The sequence below is a fragment of the Streptomyces sp. NPDC060031 genome (genome assembly GCF_042736805.1).
GTDB lineage: Bacteria > Actinomycetota > Actinomycetes > Streptomycetales > Streptomycetaceae > Streptomyces.
Genome location: NZ_JBHWVM010000079.1, coordinates 1 through 14,770, shown reverse-complemented (window position 1 = coordinate 14,770; position 14,770 = coordinate 1). Strand labels below are relative to the sequence as shown.

The following is a 14,770-nucleotide window of genomic DNA, read 5'->3' as shown; positions in this document are numbered from 1 at the left end:
CCGTTCAGTGGCCACGCACGGCCTCCTCGGAATGGAAGTCCGTCTCCCGCCAGTCGTCCGGCAGCAGGTGGTCCAGTACGTCGTCGACGGTGACCGCGCCCAGCAGGGAGCCGCTCTCGTCGACGACGGGCACCGCAACCATGTTGTACGCGGCGAGGTAACTGGTCACCACCGGGAGCGAGGCATCCGGCCGCAGCGGCGGCAGGTCCGTGTCCACGATCGAGCTGACCAGCGTGAACGGCGGATCGCGCAGCAGCCGCTGGAAGTGCACCGTCCCCAGGTACTTGCCCGTCGGCGTCTCGTCCGGCGGCCGGCACACGTACACCTGCGCGGCCAGCGCCGGCGAAAGGTCCGACTGCCGTACGCGGGCCAGCGCGTCCGCGACGGTCGCGTCCGGCCGCAGCACGATCGGCTCGGTGGTCATCAGACCGCCCGCGGTCCGCTCCTCGTACGACATCAGGCGCCGCACGTCGGCCGCGTCGTCCGGCTGCATCAGCGTCAGCAGCCGCTCCTTGTCGTCCTCCGGCAGCTCCGAGAGCAGGTCGGCCGCGTCGTCCGGGTCCATCGCCTCCAGGACGTCGGCCGCGCGCTCCTCCTTCAGCTTGCCGAGGATCTCCACCTGCTCGTCCTCGGGGAGCTCCTCCATGACGTCCGCGAGCCGGTCGTCGTCGAGGGCGTTGGCCACCTCCGCGCGCCGCTTGGGCGTCAGGTGGTGCAGTACGTTCGCCACGTCGGCCGGGCGCATCTGCTCGAAGGTGGCCACCAGGTTCTCGGCACCCTGCCCGTGCTCCTCCAGCGAGAAGCCCGTCACAGCCGACCACTCCACCGTCAGGGTCTCGCCCCGTCGGCGCAGCGCACCCGACTTGCCCTTGCGTACGAAGATGCGGTCGATCTCCCAGTCCCGGCGGGCCGGCAGCTGCTGGATGGCCACGTCGAGGACGGTGACCTCCTGCTCGTCCGCGACCAGCCGCACCCGGCGGTCCAGCAGCTCGCCGAGGATCAGCCGCTCGGTGGGGCGCTGCTCGAAACGGCGCATGTTGACCACGCCGGTGGTGATGACCTGGCCGGACTCGACGCCCGTCACCCGGGTCATGGGCAGGAAGATGCGGCGGCGGCTGACCACCTCGACCACCAGGCCCAGCAGTCGCGGCGGGCGGCCGCCGACGCGGAGCATCGCGACGAGGTCGCGGACCCGGCCGACCTGGTCGCCGTTGGGATCGAACACGGGCACACCCGACAGATGCGAGACGAAGATCCGCGGGGCGCCTGCAGCCATCCGAGCGCCTCCTAGAGCGTCAATCACCATTCGTGCCGCCCCTCAGGCTAGCCCGTGGCGCACGAGGGTGCGCTGGTGGGGCGGTCCGCTCAGGTGTCCCCACGCGGGCGCGGTGCGCTCCCTACGGGCGGGTACGCTGCCTGCTGCCCGCAGACGACCGACGAAAGGCACCTGCCCGTGACCGCCTACTTCCCTGCCGCCCGGCTGCGCAGGGCCGCCTTCGCGGGCGTCCTGTGCGCGGGACTGGCCGTTGCCGGCGCGGGCTGCGGGGCGGACCCCGACGAGGGCACGAACGGGGTCGGCAAGCTCTCCGCCGAGCAGATCGAGAGCAAGGCCAAGGAAGCGGCCACCGCGGCCGACTCGGTGCACCTGTCCGGCAGCCTCGTCAGTGGCGGCAAGTCCTTCACCCTCGATATGCGGCTGAAGTCCGACGGCGGCTCCGGCGAGGTCAAGTCGCAGGACGACACCTTCCAGCTGCTGCGGGTGGGGGAGCAGCTCTACCTCAAGGCGAGCGCCGCGTTCTGGGGCCAGTCCGAGGCCGCGGGCAAGCTCGGCGACAAGTTCGTGAAGGTGCCCGAGGCCGACCCCTCGTACAAGCAGTTCCGTGGTTTCACCGACATGGACGTCCTGCTCGACGGGCTCCTCGGACTCGACGGGAAGCTCGCCAAGGGCGAGCACACCAAGGTCGGGCACATCCGCGCCGTCCAGGTCACGGCCGACGCGGGCAAGGGCGGCAAGCTCTCGGTCTCCCTGGAGGGCACGCCGTACCCGCTGCTCATGGAGCGCGCGGGCGGCGCCGGCCGGGTGGTCCTCGAGGAGTGGGGCAAGCCCTTCCCGCTCGACCCGCCGGCCCAGGACCAGACGGTGGACTACGGGTCCCAGCTGCCGACCACCAAGGACCAGCAGGACCAGGGCGGCGCGTCCAAGCCGTCCGCGTCGCCCAAGACCTCCGGCGGCCAGGGCACCTCCCCGGTCAAGCGTTAGCGCCCCCGGGGGCTAGCGGGCCGCCTTCTTGCGCTTCAGCAGCAGCTTGGGCAAGCCCGCGGGGATCGGCTCGCGGGTCGTCGCCGGCGAGGCCGGCGGTACCGCGGCCAGCGACCCGACGGGCAGCTCCGTGCGCACCGACTCCGGCTCCAGGCGCAGCAGCCGGCACTCCCGCGCCCACCGCTCCGTCATCTCCTCCGAGTCGGGCGCGTTCAGCCGCTTGCCCTTGAGCTCGGCGACCGCGGCCTCCCACTGCTCACCGCCGGGTACGAGTTCCCGTACGGTCGCGGTCCACGCCACGAGCCGGCCGCCCTTGTCCTTGCTGCGCACGGTCACCTCGGCGGGCGCCCCGTCCGCCAGACCGGGGAACGGCTGCTCCCCGGGCCCGTCGCCCAGCACGTGGGCCGCGCCGTCCACCCAGGCGTGCCACAGCGGGCGGTCGGCCCCGCTGCCGCGGACCCAGATGAGACCGGACTTCTTCGTGGCCTCCTCGACGAGGGCCAGGTCGAGCGCGCTGAGAGTCATGCGCACAGGGTAGGGGGTCCCCCTGGAGCGGCTACAGCCAGCCGTGGCGGCGCAGGGCGCGGTGGATCGTCAGGCAGATCCCGACGATCGTGCACATCACCATCGGATAGCCGTAGCGCCACTGGAGCTCCGGCATGTGCTCGAAGTTCATCCCGTAGACGCCGCAGATCATCGTCGGCACGGCGATGATCGCCGCCCAGGAGGTGATCTTGCGCATGTCCTCGTTCTGCGCGACCGTCGCCTGCGCGAGGTTGGCCTGGAGGATCGAGTTCAGCAGCTCGTCGAAGCCGACGACCTGCTCGTGCACGCGCGCCAGGTGGTCCGCGACATCGCGGAAGTACTTCTGGATGGCCGGGTCCACCAGCCGCATCGGCCGCTCGCTGAGCAGCTCCATCGGCCGCAGCAGCGGGGCGACGGCCCGCTTGAACTCCAGCACCTCGCGCTTGAGCTGGTAGATGCGCCCCGCGTCGCCGCCGCGCACGGCGCCCTTGGCGGGGGCGGCGAAGACCTCGCTCTCCACCTCGTCGATGTCGTCCTGAACGGCCGCGGCCACCGCGATGTACCCGTCGACGACGTGGTCCGCGATGGAGTGCAGGACGGCGGAGGGGCCGCGCGAGAGCAGTTCGGGGTCGTCCTGGAGGCGGTGGCGCAGGCCCTTGAGGGAGCCCTGGCCGCCGTGCCGGACGGTGATGACGAAGTCGGGGCCGGTGAAGCACATCACCTCGCCGGTCTCCACCACCTCGCTCGTGGAGGTCAGTTCGGCGTGCTCGACGTAGTGGATCGTCTTGAAGACGGTGAAGAGGGTCTCGTCGTAGCGCTCCAGCTTCGGCCGCTGGTGCGCGTGCACCGCGTCCTCGACGGCGAGCGGGTGCAGCCCGAAGGTGGCGGCGATCCCGGCGAACTCCGCCTCGGTCGGCTCGTGCAGGCCGATCCAGGCGAAGCCGCCGTCCTCGCGGACCCGGCGCATCGCCTCACGGGGCGTCAGACCGGCCGCCCCCGGCCGGCGCGGTTCGCGCCGGCCGTCGCGGTACACGGCGCAGTCCACCACGGCGCTGCTCGCGGACGGGTCACGGGTGGTGTCGTAGCCGGGCTGTGCGGGGGTGGACCTGCGCAGCGCCGGACGGACGGCGGCACGGAGGTAGGGCAGCATCGACATGGCAGGCTCCTTCGCGCGCACGGCTGCGGACCGTACGGGTGGGAGACCCTCCTGGCTGCGGGCGGGCAGGCCTGGTCAGCCGGAGGGAAGCAGGACGGGAGGACTGAGTTCTGCCGTCGCTCTTCTACTGATCAGAAGATCACAAGGGGCGCGAATCGCCCGAGAGGGAAGTGGAAGAGCGATTGGTACTGCACGATCGACTTCGATCCACCGCAGCCCCACCTCCTCCGGCCGGTCCCCCGTGGAGGACGTCCTGTTGCCGCGGGCCCGCTGCGTGCGGCCCCGGCCAGCTGGCAACACTAACAGCCGACGGATGGTCAAGACCCGCCCTTTACCCGGCTGATACGAGTTCTATGCTCGCTCCATGGCAGAAATTCTGGCTCTCGTCGAGGCCCGGCTGCGCAGCACGTTCGGTGAACCCGACGCCCGCGCCGCCGTCACCTTCCTGGGCACCGACCGCATCGAAGTACTCCGCTTCGCCGAGGGCGACCTCGTGCGGTACGCGACGCTCGGCATGTCCGCGCACCCGATGACCGATCCGACGGCCGTGGTCGCCGACCCGGTGCGCGGACCGCGCGCCGAGCTCGTGCTGACCGTACGGGCGGGGCTGGCGGCCACCGACAAGCTGCTGCGGCCGCTCGCGGTCCTGGCCGCCTCCCCGATGGTCGAGGGGCTGATCGTGGCCCCGGGCGCCTCGCTCGACGTCGGCGAACCGCTGTGGGACGGGGCGCCGTTCAGCTCGGTGCTCGTGGCGGAACCGGGCGGCCTGGTGGAAGACCTGGAACTGGACGACCCGATGGACCCGGTGCGCTTCCTGCCCCTGTTGCCCATGACCGCCAACGAGGCGGCGTGGAAGCGCGTGCACGGCGCGGCCGCCCTCCAGGAGCGCTGGCTCGCGCGCGGCACGGATCTGCGGGACCCCCTGCGCAACGCGGTCGCCCTGGACTGATCCGTGTCCGGCCCCCCGGACGGGTGATCGCGTCTTGACGGGGCGCCGGGCGGGGAGGAACGTGGCTTCCCATGAGGGGCGAACCGAGTTGCCCGAAGTGCGGTGGCCGGGTCAGGGCGCCCGGGCTTTTCGCCGACTCCTGGCAGTGCGCGGTGCACGGTTCCGTGCATCCCTTGCAACCCGTCATCCCGCCGAGCGTCGAGGGCCTGGGCGTCGTCGTGCACCGAGCGCAGGTGCCGGTCTGGATGCCGTGGCCGCTGCCGGTCGGATGGCTGTTCACCGGGGCCGCGTCGGCCGGTGACGACCGCAGCGGGGGCCGGGCCACCGCCGTCGCCTGCTCGGGGCCGGGGCCGCTGGGCGGCATCGGCGAGCTGCTGCTGGTCGCGGAGGAGCTCGGCGTGGGCCTCGGCGCGCGGTACGCGGGCATCGACGGCCCGGACCCCGGCTCGTACATCGACGTATCGTCGACCCCGCACACCAAGGTGGTCGCGGCGGGCCGCCCGACACCGCTGTGGCACCTCAAGGGAGCCCCCGACGACCGGGCCGTCTTCGCGGGCGAGGCGCGCGGCCTGTGGCTCTGGGCGATCGTCTGGCCGGAACAGACCGGCCTCCTGATGTACGACGAGCTCGTCCTCACCGACCTGCGCGACGCGGGAGCAGAGGTCGAACTCCTCCCCTGCGGCGCGTTGAGCCCGCGCATCCTGAGCCCCTCCTAGCCCGGTTATCCTGGAGTTCCCCAGCTACCGCGGGGAGGCGCCCCCACCCGTTCGAACGAAACACCCTGGAGCTCGGCTGTGCGCATCGACCTGCACGCCCACTCCACGGCTTCGGACGGGACCGACAGCCCCGCCGAGCTGGTGCGCCACGCGGCCGCGGCCGGGCTGGACGTCGTCGCGCTGACCGACCACGACACCGTCCGCGGGTACGCCGAGGCGATCGCCGCCGTGCCCGCCGGGCTGACGCTGGTGACCGGCGCGGAGCTGTCCTGCCGCCTCGACGGGGTCGGGCTGCACATGCTCGCGTACCTCTTCGACCCCGACGAGCCCGAACTCGCCCGCGAGCGGGAACTCGTACGGGACGACCGCACGCCCCGCGCCCAGGCCATGGTCGGCAAGCTCCGGGCGCTCGGCGTCGACGTCACCTGGGAGCAGGTGGCGCGCATCGCCGGCGACGGCTCCGTGGGCCGCCCGCACATCGCCACCGCGCTCGTCGAGCTCGGGGTCGTCCCCACCGTCTCGGACGCCTTCACCCCCGACTGGCTCGCCGACGGCGGCCGCGCCCACGCGCAGAAGCACGAGCTCGACCCCTTCGACGCCATCCGCCTGGTCAAGGCGGCCGGCGGCGTCACCGTCTTCGCGCACCCGGCCGCCGTCAAGCGCGGCCGGTGCGTGCCCGAGGCGGCGATAGCCGCGCTCGCCGCAGCCGGTCTCGACGGCATCGAGGTCGACCACATGGACCACGACGCCCCCACCCGCGCCCGGCTGCGCGGCCTGGCCGGCGAGCTCGGCCTGCTGACCACCGGGTCCAGCGACTACCACGGCAGCCGCAAGACCTGCCGTCTCGGGGAGTACACGACCGACCCCGAGATCTACGGCGAGATCACGCGCCGCGCCACCGGGGCCTTCCCCGTCCCCGGCGCCGGCGGACGCGTCGGCGCCTGAGCGAGCGCCGTCCCGACCCGTCCCTTTTCTTCGCAACACCCCTCTCCTGCAAGGCATCACTGTGTTCGATTTTGCCGTCTTCGGATCCCTTTTCCTCACGCTTTTCGTGATTATGGACCCGCCGGGAATCACGCCCATCTTCCTCGCCCTGACATCCGGCCGCCCGGCCAAGGTGCAGCGCCGCATGGCCTGGCAGGCCGTCTGCGTGGCCTTCGGGGTCATCGCCGTCTTCGGCATCTGCGGTCAGCAGATCCTGGACTACCTGCACGTCTCCGTCCCGGCGCTGATGATCGCGGGCGGTCTGCTGCTCCTGCTCATCGCGCTCGACCTGCTCACCGGCAAGACCGACGAGCCGAAGCAGACCAAGGACGTGAACGTCGCCCTCGTCCCGCTCGGCATGCCGCTGCTGGCCGGGCCCGGCGCGATCGTGTCCGTCATCCTGGCGGTGCAGAAGGCCGACGGAGTCAGCGGCCAGGTCTCCGTCTGGACCGCGATCATCGCCATGCACGTCGTGCTGTGGGTGGTCATGCGGTACTCGCTCGTCATCATCCGGGTCATCAAGGACGGCGGCGTCGTCCTCGTGACCCGGCTGGCCGGCATGATGCTCTCCGCCATCGCCGTCCAGCAGATCATCAACGGTGTGCTCCAGGTCGTCCACACGTCCTGACGCACGCATGCGAACGCCCCCGCACCGATCCGGTGCGGGGGCGTTCGTCGTCGTGTGCCAAGCGTCAGGAGGACGCACTCTCGGCCGGTCGGATCAGAATGCGCTGGCCGACAGACGCGGCCTGCTGCACGATCCGGTTGACGGAGGCCGCGTCCACGACGGTGCTGTCCACGGCGGATCCGTCGACGTCGTCCAGGCGCAGAATCTCGAAGCGCACGGGGCTTCTCCCTTCGTCAGTGTTCTCCTTGCACAGGGTTAACGAAGTGTAAGTCGCAAACATTCCCTACGCTAAGGAAATTTTTTCACTGGCTAACTACTGCCGGGTGCAGGAGTCCCAGAACGCCGCCAGCGCGGCTGCCGTGGCCGCCGGGGCCTCGGCGTTCGGGGAATGCTCCGTACCCGCGATGACCACCCGGTCCGCGCCCAGCCGCCGGGCCATCTCGTCCATCAGCGAGACGGGCCACACCGGGTCCGACTCCCCGGACAGCACGAGCTTCGCCAGGCCGGGCGCCGCGCGCGTGAGGTCGTCGATCCGGTCGGGCTCGCTGATCAGCGTCCGGCCGGTGACGATCAGCTGCTCGGGCACGGTGGCCAGCCAGCGCCCCCGCATGAAGGCCGTGAGCTCGGGGGACTCCGGCGGGGCGTCGCGCGGGTCCTGGGCGCGCATCGCGGCCCAGATCACCGGCATGTCATCGCCCATCGCCTCCAGCGCGGCGATCAGCAGCTTCGTCCGTGCCTGCTGGTCCTCGCAGACGGCGCCGGGACCGGTGCTCATCAGCGTGAGGCTCGCGAACGGCCGCGGGTCGCGCACCACGGCCGCCCGTACGATCAGGCCGCCGAGCGAATGGCCGAGCACGTGCAGCGGGCCGTCGCCCAGCCCGGCGGCCTGGGCGAGTACGTCGCGGGCCAGCTCCTCCAGGGCGTACGGGGACTCCTCGCGCGGGCCGGGGCTCTCGTGCTGCCCGCGCCCGTCGACGGCGACCACCCGGTACCCGGCGGCGGCGAGGGGCTCCAGGAGGCCGATGAAGTCCTCCTTGCTGCCGGTGTAGCCGGGGATCAGCAGGGCGGTGCCGCGCACCGGCTCACCGGCCTCGTGCACGGCGAATTCGCCGCGGGCGGTGGCCAGTCGGTACGTGCGGGCTTCGGGCGGCAGGGTGAGGCGCGGCGGCTTGCTCATGGCGCTCACGTTACTGGCCGGTCATTGCCCGCGAACAGGCCGATGGCCCGGCCCCCTGGACGGGGAAACCGGGCCATCGGCGGTGGTGCGTGCTGCTTACGCCTCCGGCGCGGCCGCGACCTTGCGGGTCCGGGTGCGCTTCGGCTTGGCGGGAGCCTCCTCGGCCACCGCGGCGGCCTCGGCGACGACCGGCGCGGCCTCGGCGACCTTGCGGGTCCGGGTACGGCGGGCCTTGACCGGCTCCACGGGCGGGGCCATCTGGAAGTCCGGCTCGGGGGCGGTCTCGACGACCTTGCGGGTCCGGACGCGCCTCGGCTGGACCGGAGCCTCCTCGGCCACGGCGACCGGGGCGGGAGCCACGACGGCCTCGGCGACGGCGGCCTTGCGGGTCCGCGTGCGCTTCGGCTTGGCCGGAGCCTCCTCGGCGACCGGGGCCTGGGCCGGAACCACGACCGGGGCGACGACGGCAGCGGGCGCCTCGGCCACGACGGCCTCGACCACGGCCGAGTCGGCCACCGCGGCGGCGGCAGCGGCGCCGGCGGACACGCGGGTCCGGCGACGGCGCGGCTTGCGCGCCTCGTCGGCGGCCGGAGCCTCGGGGGCCTCGGGGGCCTCGGTGACGGGGGTCACCGGCAGGGCGGCGGTCTCGGAGCCCAGCTCCGACCCGCTCCGCGTACGGCGGCGCTGACGCGGCGTACGGGTACGGTCCGGACGGTCCTCGACCACCGCGGCGGCGGCGGGGGCGGCCGGGCCGCGACCGCCACGGCCACCACGGCCGCCGGTCTCGCCCAGGTCTTCCAGGTTCTCGGCCTTCAGGCCGGCCCGCGTGCGCTCGGCGCGCGGCAGGATGCCCTTGGTGCCGGCCGGGATGTTCATCTGCTCGAACAGGTGCGGGGACGTGGAGTACGTCTCGACCGGGTCGTGGAAGTCCAGCTCCAGCGCCTTGTTGATCAGCTGCCAGCGCGGGATGTCGTCCCAGTCGACCAGGGTGACGGCGATGCCCTTGTTGCCCGCGCGGCCGGTACGGCCCACGCGGTGCAGGAAGGTCTTCTCGTCCTCCGGCGTCTGGTAGTTGATGACGTGGGTGACACCCTCGACATCGATGCCGCGCGCGGCGACGTCGGTGCAGACCAGCACGTCGACCTTGCCGTTGCGGAACGCGCGCAGCGCCTGCTCGCGCGCACCCTGGCCCAGGTCGCCGTGGACGGCGCCGGAGGCGAAGCCGCGCTTCTCGAGCTGCTCGGCGATGTCGGCCGCCGTGCGCTTCGTACGGCAGAAGATCATGGCCAGCCCGCGGCCCTCGGCCTGCAGGATGCGGGAGACGAGCTCCGGCTTGTCCATGTTGTGCGCGCGGAAGACGTGCTGGGTGGTGTTGGCGACCGTGGCGCCCTCGCCGTCCTCGGAGACGGCGCGGATGTGGGTCGGCTGTGTCATGTAGCGGCGGGCCAGGCCGATGACCGCGCCCGGCATGGTCGCCGAGAACAGCATGGTCTGACGCTTCGCCGGCAGGTAGTTCATGATCTTCTCGACGTCGGGCAGGAAGCCCAGGTCGAGCATCTCGTCGGCCTCGTCCAGGACGAGCGCCTTGACGTGGGAGAGGTCGAGCTTCTTCTGCCCGGCCAGGTCGAGCAGGCGGCCCGGGGTGCCGACGATGATGTCGACGCCCTTCTTGAGCGCCTCGACCTGGGGCTCGTACGCGCGGCCGCCGTATATGGCGAGGACGCGGACGTTGCGGACCTTGCCCGCGGTCAGGAGGTCGTTGGTCACCTGGGTGCACAGCTCGCGGGTCGGAACCACCACGAGGGCCTGCGGGGCGTCGGTCAGCTGCTCGGGCGTGGCCCGGCCGGCCTCGACGTCCGCGGGGACGACAACGCGCTCCAGCAGGGGAAGGCCGAAGCCCAGCGTCTTGCCGGTACCGGTCTTCGCCTGGCCGATGACGTCCGTGCCGGAAAGGGCGACGGGGAGGGTCATCTCCTGGATCGGGAAGGGGGACACAATGCCGATGGCCTCGAGGGCTTCGGCCGTCTCGGGGAAGATCCCGAGGTCTCGGAACGTAGTCAGGGTGCTGCCTCTTCTGTGAGACGCGGCGCGAGGCGGCGAGGGGGGGTCGTACCGTGCCTGGCTTGCAGTACTGCGACGTACGTACAAAGCTGCGCGGGACCACGAGCCTTCGCTCAAGCGCTTGTGCCGCTGAGGGGGCCCCTCGTGGGAGGCGGTACGTATGAACGTACGCTTCACACCGAGGGCGGTCGGGTTGGAGCCGATCGGGCCACCGACCGGGCATCCTCATTCGGATGGCCCGCCGAGTGTTCGGCAGGCGCATTACCACTGTACCCCGGAATCGCGCAGGTGTGTCGGGTGAATTCACCAGGTAGGCGCGTTTAGGTGGACTGACCAGGTGGTTCGTGATGCCTTTCGGCGAGCTATTGTGCGGAGCATGTCGACCGTAGAAAACGCATCGCCCGCCGACGACAGCGCCCCCGCCGAGGCGGCCGGCATCGCCGCCCAGGACTGGGCCACCGCCTCCGCCTCGCCCCAGTACCGGGCCGCCGTGGTGGACCTGCTCGGCGCGCTGGCGTACGGAGAGCTCGCGGCCTTCGAGCGCCTCGCGGAGGACGCGAAGCTCGCGCCCACCCTCGACGACAAGGCCGCGCTCGCGAAGATGGCCTCCGCCGAGTTCCATCACTTCGAGCGGCTGCGCGACCGGCTCGCGGCGATCGACGCCGAGCCCACCGCCGCCATGGAGCCCTTCGCGAAGGGCGTCGACGACTTCCACCGCCAGACCGCGCCGTCGGACTGGCTGGAGGGCCTGGTCAAGGCGTACGTCGGCGACTCCATCGCCAGCGACTTCTACCGCGAGGTCGCCACCCACCTCGACACCGACACCCGCGCGCTCGTCGTCAGCGTGCTGGACGACACGGGCCACGGCGGCTTCGCCGTGGAGAAGGTCCGCGCCGCCATCGAGGCCGACCCGCGCTGCGGCGGCCGGCTCGCGCTGTGGGCCCGCCGGCTGATGGGCGAGGCGCTCTCGCAGGCCCAGCGCGTGGTCGCCGAGCGCGACGCGCTCTCCACCATGCTGGTGGGCGGCGTCGACGGCATGGCCGCGGGCTTCGACCTCGCGGCCGTCGGCGAGATGTTCACCCGCATCACCAAGGCCCACACCAGGCGCATGGCCGCGCTGGGCCTGGCCGCCTAAGGCTCATCGGCGCTCGTGCGTCGGCTCGTACGCCGGCCCCGGCCGCGGAAGCTTCCGCGCCGGGGCCGAGGCGTATCCGGGGGAGGGCTACTCAGCCCCGCGTCGGAAGCGAAAACGGAGTCCGGGGGGACGACCTCCCGGTGCGCCCGCCCGGGCGCAGCAGCAGCGACAGGACCACCCCCGCCACCAGCAGTCCGCCGCCGAAGGTCGCGAAGACGGTGCTGTGACCGGGGCCCAGCGCGGTGTGCGTCAGGTAGGCCCCGAAAAGCGCTCCCAGCGTCCCGCTGACCAGCACGACTCTCGGGGAGGGCAGCCGCTGCGGGAGCGATCGCACGGCCGCTCCCGAAAGGGCCAGGCCCAGCAGGGCAGAGCCGAGCGCTTCGATCAGCAGCATGGGGTTCCTCCCATTACGTCGGGGCAAACCGGGTCACTGCGGTCCTACCCGAAGCGGAGGAATGAGAAACGGCCCGGCGGGATCAACCACCGGGCCGTTCTCTTCAGTTCTCGGAGCTGCTCAGAGCGCGCCGAAACCGACCTTGCGCGCGCTGGGCTCGCCCAAGTCCACGTACGACAGGCGGTCGGACGGCACCAGGACCTTGCGGCCCTTGACGTCGGTCAGGCTCAGCAGCGGCGCCTGGCCGGACAGAGCGGCGGCGACGATGCTCTCCAGCTCCTCGGCGCTCAGGTCGCTCTCCAGAACGATCTCCCGGGGTGCGTGCTGCACGCCGATCTTGACCTCCACGGCCTTGTCCCTCCGACGGTCCGGTTCGCGCGATCAGCCGCGCCGTTACCCGGTCCACATTAGCCCGGAGAGAGGACGTGTCAGCCGCATGGCGGACACGCTCGCAGCGAACAGCACCGCTGAGCGGCCGGTCCGCGGCCGGTCAGCGGCCGGTCAACGCCGCCTCAAACGTCCGTCGGGTGCAGCGGGAAACCGGCGATACCGCGCCATGCCAGCGAGGTCAGCAGTCCCACCGCGGTGTCCCGCGCGACCGGGCTCTCGCTGGAGAGCCAGTACCGGGCCACGACCTGCGAGACGCCGCCCAGGCCCACGGCCAGCAGCATCGACTCGTCCTTCGACAGGCCGGTGTCCTCGGCGATGACGTCGGAGATGGCCTCGGCACACTGGAGCGACACGCGGTCCACGCGCTCGCGCACGGCCGGCTCGTTCGTCAGGTCGGACTCGAAGACCAGCCGGAAGGCGCCACCCTCGTCCTCCACGTACGCGAAGTAGGCGTCCATCGTCGCCGCCACGCGCAGCTTGTTGTCGGTCGTCGACGCCAGCGCGGTGCGCACGGCGAGCAGCAGGGCCTCGCAGTGCTGGTCCAGGAGTGCCAGGTAGAGGTCGAGCTTCCCCGGGAAGTGCTGGTACAGCACCGGCTTGCTGACCCCGGCGCGCTCGGCGATGTCGTCCATCGCCGCGGCGTGGTAACCCTGCGCGACGAAGACTTCCTGGGCCGCGCCCAGCAGCTGGTTGCGCCGGGCTCGGCGCGGCAGTCGCGTGCCCCGCGGACGCGCTGCCTCGGTCTGCTCGATGGCTGTCACGCCGCCTCCCACTTTCTCTAAGAACACAGTGCGCTCTGCGCCGCGCCGCCATCGTACTTTTCGGTAACCGAATCTGGAGGGTTCAAGCCGAGTTTTCTCGCGGTACGGACCGGTCGGAGACGCTGGTCAAGGGGTAGTCAGCGGTAGTCGTCCTCGTCCAGGGGCACCACCCGGGCCTGCTCGGCCGCATCACCGTCCGCGGCCTCGCCCCGCTCCGGTGCGGCGACCGGCTCGTCCTCGCTCGGCTGCAGCTCGATCCGCTGCTCGGCCGCATCCGCCTCGGGTGCCTCGACGTCGGGCGCCTCCTGGAGCTGTTCCTGGAAGGTTTCCGGTTCTGCGGGGTCGACAGTCATGGGGCTCCCCTCCTCTCATTACGAGCGTAGGAGGATCGCGGATACCCCGCTAGGCGGATCCGCATGCACCCGCGGCGCCGCTGTGACGGCGAACACAAGAGTCCGGACGTGATCGTCTCGTAACATTGCCCCATGTCTTCGACCGAGCTTCCGGGTGTGCGGTCCACCGCCGAGCCGTCTTCCCAGGTGGGAGCCGTCCGGATGGCCGAGGGTGAGCAGCTGCGCACTGACCGGCTGCCCGGACTGGACCTGACCGTCCGGGTACGCACGCCGCTCCGTGCCGGTCTGCCGCCCGCGCTATTCGTACACGGGCTCGGCGGGTCCTCGCAGAACTGGTCCGCACTCATGGCGCGCCTCGCCGACACCGTCGACGGGGAGGCCCTCGACCTGCCGGGTTTCGGCTGGTCGCCGCCACCCGCCGACCGGGACTACTCCGTCACCGGACTCGCCCGCGCGGTCATCCGGCACCTCGACGTCGCCGACCGCGGGCCCGTGCACCTGTTCGGCAACTCCCTCGGCGGCGCCGTCTCCACCCGGGTCGCGGCCGTCCGGCCCGACCTGGTGCGGACCCTGACCCTGATCTCGCCCGCCCTGCCCGAGCTGCGCGTACAGAAGTCGGCCGTGCCGACCGCGCTGCTCGCGGTGCCCGGGGTGGCCGCCCTCTTCAGCCGCCTCACCCGGGACCTGACCGCCGAGCAGCGCACCCGGGGGGTGATGGGCCTCTGTTACGGGGACCCCTCCCAGGTGACGCCCGAGGCGTTCGCGCACGCGGTCGAGGAGATGGAACGGCGCCTGGCCCTGCCGCACTTCTGGGACGCGCTGACCCGCTCCTCGCGCGGGATCGTCGACGCGTACACCCTCGGCGGGCAGCACGGACTGTGGCGCCAGGCGCAGCGGGTGCTCGCCCCCACGCTGTTGGTCTACGGTGGCCGGGACCAACTGGTCTCGTACCGCATGGCCCGCAAGGCCGCGGCGTCCTTCCGGGGCTCGCGGCTGCTGTGCCTGCCCGAGGTCGGGCACGTGGCGATGATGGAGCACCCCGAGGTGGTCGCGACCGCCTTCCGGGGGCTGCTCGACGACGAAAACGGCAAGGGCTGAGGACGACCGTGGGACGACATAGTCGCAAGGACCCCGCCCCTGCGCCGGCGCCTGCCCCGGCCCCCGGGCCCGCGGCCGCCCCGGCGCCGGTCTTCCCGTACGAGGAGCCCCGGGCCCGGCAGCGCCCCGAACCCACCGTCATCCACCAGGGATACGTGCCTCCGGCGCGCGTCGCGTACGGCG

Annotated in this window: 17 protein-coding genes; 7 read left to right on the top strand and 10 right to left on the bottom strand. The window is 72.1% G+C overall.

What is annotated here, in order from left to right; all coding sequences use genetic code 11:
• Positions 1-4 precede the first annotated feature (4 nt).
• Complete coding sequence (locus ACFWB8_RS28260) at positions 5-1,276, bottom strand: magnesium transporter MgtE N-terminal domain-containing protein (RefSeq protein ID WP_385233008.1); 1,272 nt, start codon at positions 1,274-1,276, stop codon at positions 5-7.
• 177 nt (positions 1,277-1,453) lie between these two features.
• Between ACFWB8_RS28260 and ACFWB8_RS28255 the strand changes: the two genes are divergently transcribed.
• Entirely contained in the window at positions 1,454-2,260 is an 807-nt protein-coding gene (locus ACFWB8_RS28255; protein WP_385233005.1) for a hypothetical protein, read from the top strand.
• A gap of 12 nt (positions 2,261-2,272) precedes the next feature.
• Here the strand turns inward: ACFWB8_RS28255 and ACFWB8_RS28250 are convergent, their stop codons facing one another.
• A complete protein-coding gene (locus tag ACFWB8_RS28250) occupies positions 2,273-2,785 on the bottom strand; it encodes a hypothetical protein (RefSeq protein ID WP_385233002.1) in 513 nt (170 codons plus the stop codon).
• 31 nt (positions 2,786-2,816) lie between these two features.
• On the bottom strand, positions 2,817-3,941 hold the full coding sequence (locus ACFWB8_RS28245; protein WP_385233000.1) for a magnesium and cobalt transport protein CorA: 1,125 nt from the start codon (positions 3,939-3,941) through the stop codon (positions 2,817-2,819).
• Positions 3,942-4,305: 364 nt separating this feature from the next.
• Between ACFWB8_RS28245 and ACFWB8_RS28240 the strand changes: the two genes are divergently transcribed.
• From ACFWB8_RS28240 to ACFWB8_RS28225, 4 genes are all read left to right on the top strand, one after another.
• Entirely contained in the window at positions 4,306-4,890 is a 585-nt protein-coding gene (locus ACFWB8_RS28240; RefSeq protein ID WP_385232997.1) for a suppressor of fused domain protein, read from the top strand.
• A 71-nt stretch (positions 4,891-4,961) separates the two neighbouring features.
• Positions 4,962-5,606 carry a DUF6758 family protein gene (locus ACFWB8_RS28235; protein ID WP_385232994.1) on the top strand — a complete coding sequence of 215 codons (645 nt, stop codon included), beginning with the start codon at positions 4,962-4,964 and terminating at the stop codon, positions 5,604-5,606.
• A 78-nt stretch (positions 5,607-5,684) separates the two neighbouring features.
• Positions 5,685-6,551 (top strand): PHP domain-containing protein, encoded by an 867-nt coding sequence (locus tag ACFWB8_RS28230; RefSeq protein ID WP_385232991.1) that lies wholly within the window; start codon positions 5,685-5,687, stop codon positions 6,549-6,551.
• Between the two features lie 61 nt (positions 6,552-6,612).
• The gene (locus ACFWB8_RS28225; protein WP_385232988.1) at positions 6,613-7,218 is read left to right on the top strand and encodes a MarC family protein; all 606 of its coding nucleotides are present in this window, start codon (positions 6,613-6,615) and stop codon (positions 7,216-7,218) included.
• 64 nt (positions 7,219-7,282) lie between these two features.
• Here ACFWB8_RS28225 and ACFWB8_RS28220 read toward each other — a convergent pair whose 3' ends face one another.
• The 3 genes from ACFWB8_RS28220 to ACFWB8_RS28210 all read right to left on the bottom strand — a co-directional run bounded on the left by ACFWB8_RS28220 (position 7,283) and on the right by ACFWB8_RS28210 (position 10,366).
• A complete protein-coding gene (locus ACFWB8_RS28220; protein ID WP_099889616.1) occupies positions 7,283-7,435 on the bottom strand; it encodes a hypothetical protein in 153 nt (50 codons plus the stop codon).
• Positions 7,436-7,531: 96 nt separating this feature from the next.
• On the bottom strand, positions 7,532-8,395 hold the full coding sequence (locus tag ACFWB8_RS28215; RefSeq protein ID WP_385232985.1) for an alpha/beta hydrolase: 864 nt from the start codon (positions 8,393-8,395) through the stop codon (positions 7,532-7,534).
• Between the two features lie 96 nt (positions 8,396-8,491).
• The gene (locus ACFWB8_RS28210) at positions 8,492-10,366 is read right to left on the bottom strand and encodes a DEAD/DEAH box helicase (protein ID WP_385232983.1); all 1,875 of its coding nucleotides are present in this window, start codon (positions 10,364-10,366) and stop codon (positions 8,492-8,494) included.
• Positions 10,367-10,832: 466 nt separating this feature from the next.
• On the opposite strand from ACFWB8_RS28210, the gene ACFWB8_RS28205 reads away from it, so the two are divergent.
• Entirely contained in the window at positions 10,833-11,591 is a 759-nt protein-coding gene (locus tag ACFWB8_RS28205) for a ferritin-like fold-containing protein (protein ID WP_385232980.1), read from the top strand.
• 91 nt (positions 11,592-11,682) lie between these two features.
• Here the strand turns inward: ACFWB8_RS28205 and ACFWB8_RS28200 are convergent, their stop codons facing one another.
• From ACFWB8_RS28200 to ACFWB8_RS28185, 4 genes are all read right to left on the bottom strand, one after another.
• Entirely contained in the window at positions 11,683-11,982 is a 300-nt protein-coding gene (locus tag ACFWB8_RS28200; protein WP_385233067.1) for a hypothetical protein, read from the bottom strand.
• Positions 11,983-12,105: 123 nt separating this feature from the next.
• Positions 12,106-12,333, bottom strand: coding sequence for a DUF3107 domain-containing protein (locus tag ACFWB8_RS28195; RefSeq protein WP_365918691.1), 228 nt, complete (start codon positions 12,331-12,333; stop codon positions 12,106-12,108).
• A gap of 164 nt (positions 12,334-12,497) precedes the next feature.
• Positions 12,498-13,136, bottom strand: a complete 639-nt coding sequence (locus ACFWB8_RS28190; RefSeq protein WP_365918689.1) for a TetR/AcrR family transcriptional regulator — start codon at positions 13,134-13,136, stop codon at positions 12,498-12,500.
• A gap of 137 nt (positions 13,137-13,273) precedes the next feature.
• Entirely contained in the window at positions 13,274-13,489 is a 216-nt protein-coding gene (locus tag ACFWB8_RS28185) for a hypothetical protein (protein WP_385232976.1), read from the bottom strand.
• A 132-nt stretch (positions 13,490-13,621) separates the two neighbouring features.
• On the opposite strand from ACFWB8_RS28185, the gene ACFWB8_RS28180 reads away from it, so the two are divergent.
• Positions 13,622-14,587 (top strand): alpha/beta fold hydrolase, encoded by a 966-nt coding sequence (locus ACFWB8_RS28180; RefSeq protein WP_385232973.1) that lies wholly within the window; start codon positions 13,622-13,624, stop codon positions 14,585-14,587.
• Positions 14,588-14,770 lie beyond the last annotated feature (183 nt).

What these genes read in the sequence shown, in the direction of transcription:
- ACFWB8_RS28260 (WP_385233008.1), bottom strand. Translation starts at nt 1,276, where the DNA reads ATGGCTGCAGGCGCCCCGCGGATCTTCGTCTCGCATCTGTCGGGTGTG.
- ACFWB8_RS28250 (WP_385233002.1), bottom strand. Translation starts at nt 2,785, where the DNA reads ATGACTCTCAGCGCGCTCGACCTGGCCCTCGTCGAGGAGGCCACGAAG.
- ACFWB8_RS28245 (WP_385233000.1), bottom strand. Translation starts at nt 3,941, where the DNA reads ATGTCGATGCTGCCCTACCTCCGTGCCGCCGTCCGTCCGGCGCTGCGC.
- ACFWB8_RS28240 (WP_385232997.1), top strand. Translation starts at nt 4,306, where the DNA reads ATGGCAGAAATTCTGGCTCTCGTCGAGGCCCGGCTGCGCAGCACGTTC.
- ACFWB8_RS28235 (WP_385232994.1), top strand. Translation starts at nt 4,962, where the DNA reads ATGAGGGGCGAACCGAGTTGCCCGAAGTGCGGTGGCCGGGTCAGGGCG.
- ACFWB8_RS28215 (WP_385232985.1), bottom strand. Translation starts at nt 8,395, where the DNA reads ATGAGCAAGCCGCCGCGCCTCACCCTGCCGCCCGAAGCCCGCACGTAC.
- ACFWB8_RS28210 (WP_385232983.1), bottom strand. Translation starts at nt 10,366, where the DNA reads ATGACCCTCCCCGTCGCCCTTTCCGGCACGGACGTCATCGGCCAGGCG.
- ACFWB8_RS28205 (WP_385232980.1), top strand. Translation starts at nt 10,833, where the DNA reads ATGTCGACCGTAGAAAACGCATCGCCCGCCGACGACAGCGCCCCCGCC.
- ACFWB8_RS28185 (WP_385232976.1), bottom strand. Translation starts at nt 13,489, where the DNA reads ATGACTGTCGACCCCGCAGAACCGGAAACCTTCCAGGAACAGCTCCAG.
- ACFWB8_RS28180 (WP_385232973.1), top strand. Translation starts at nt 13,622, where the DNA reads ATGTCTTCGACCGAGCTTCCGGGTGTGCGGTCCACCGCCGAGCCGTCT.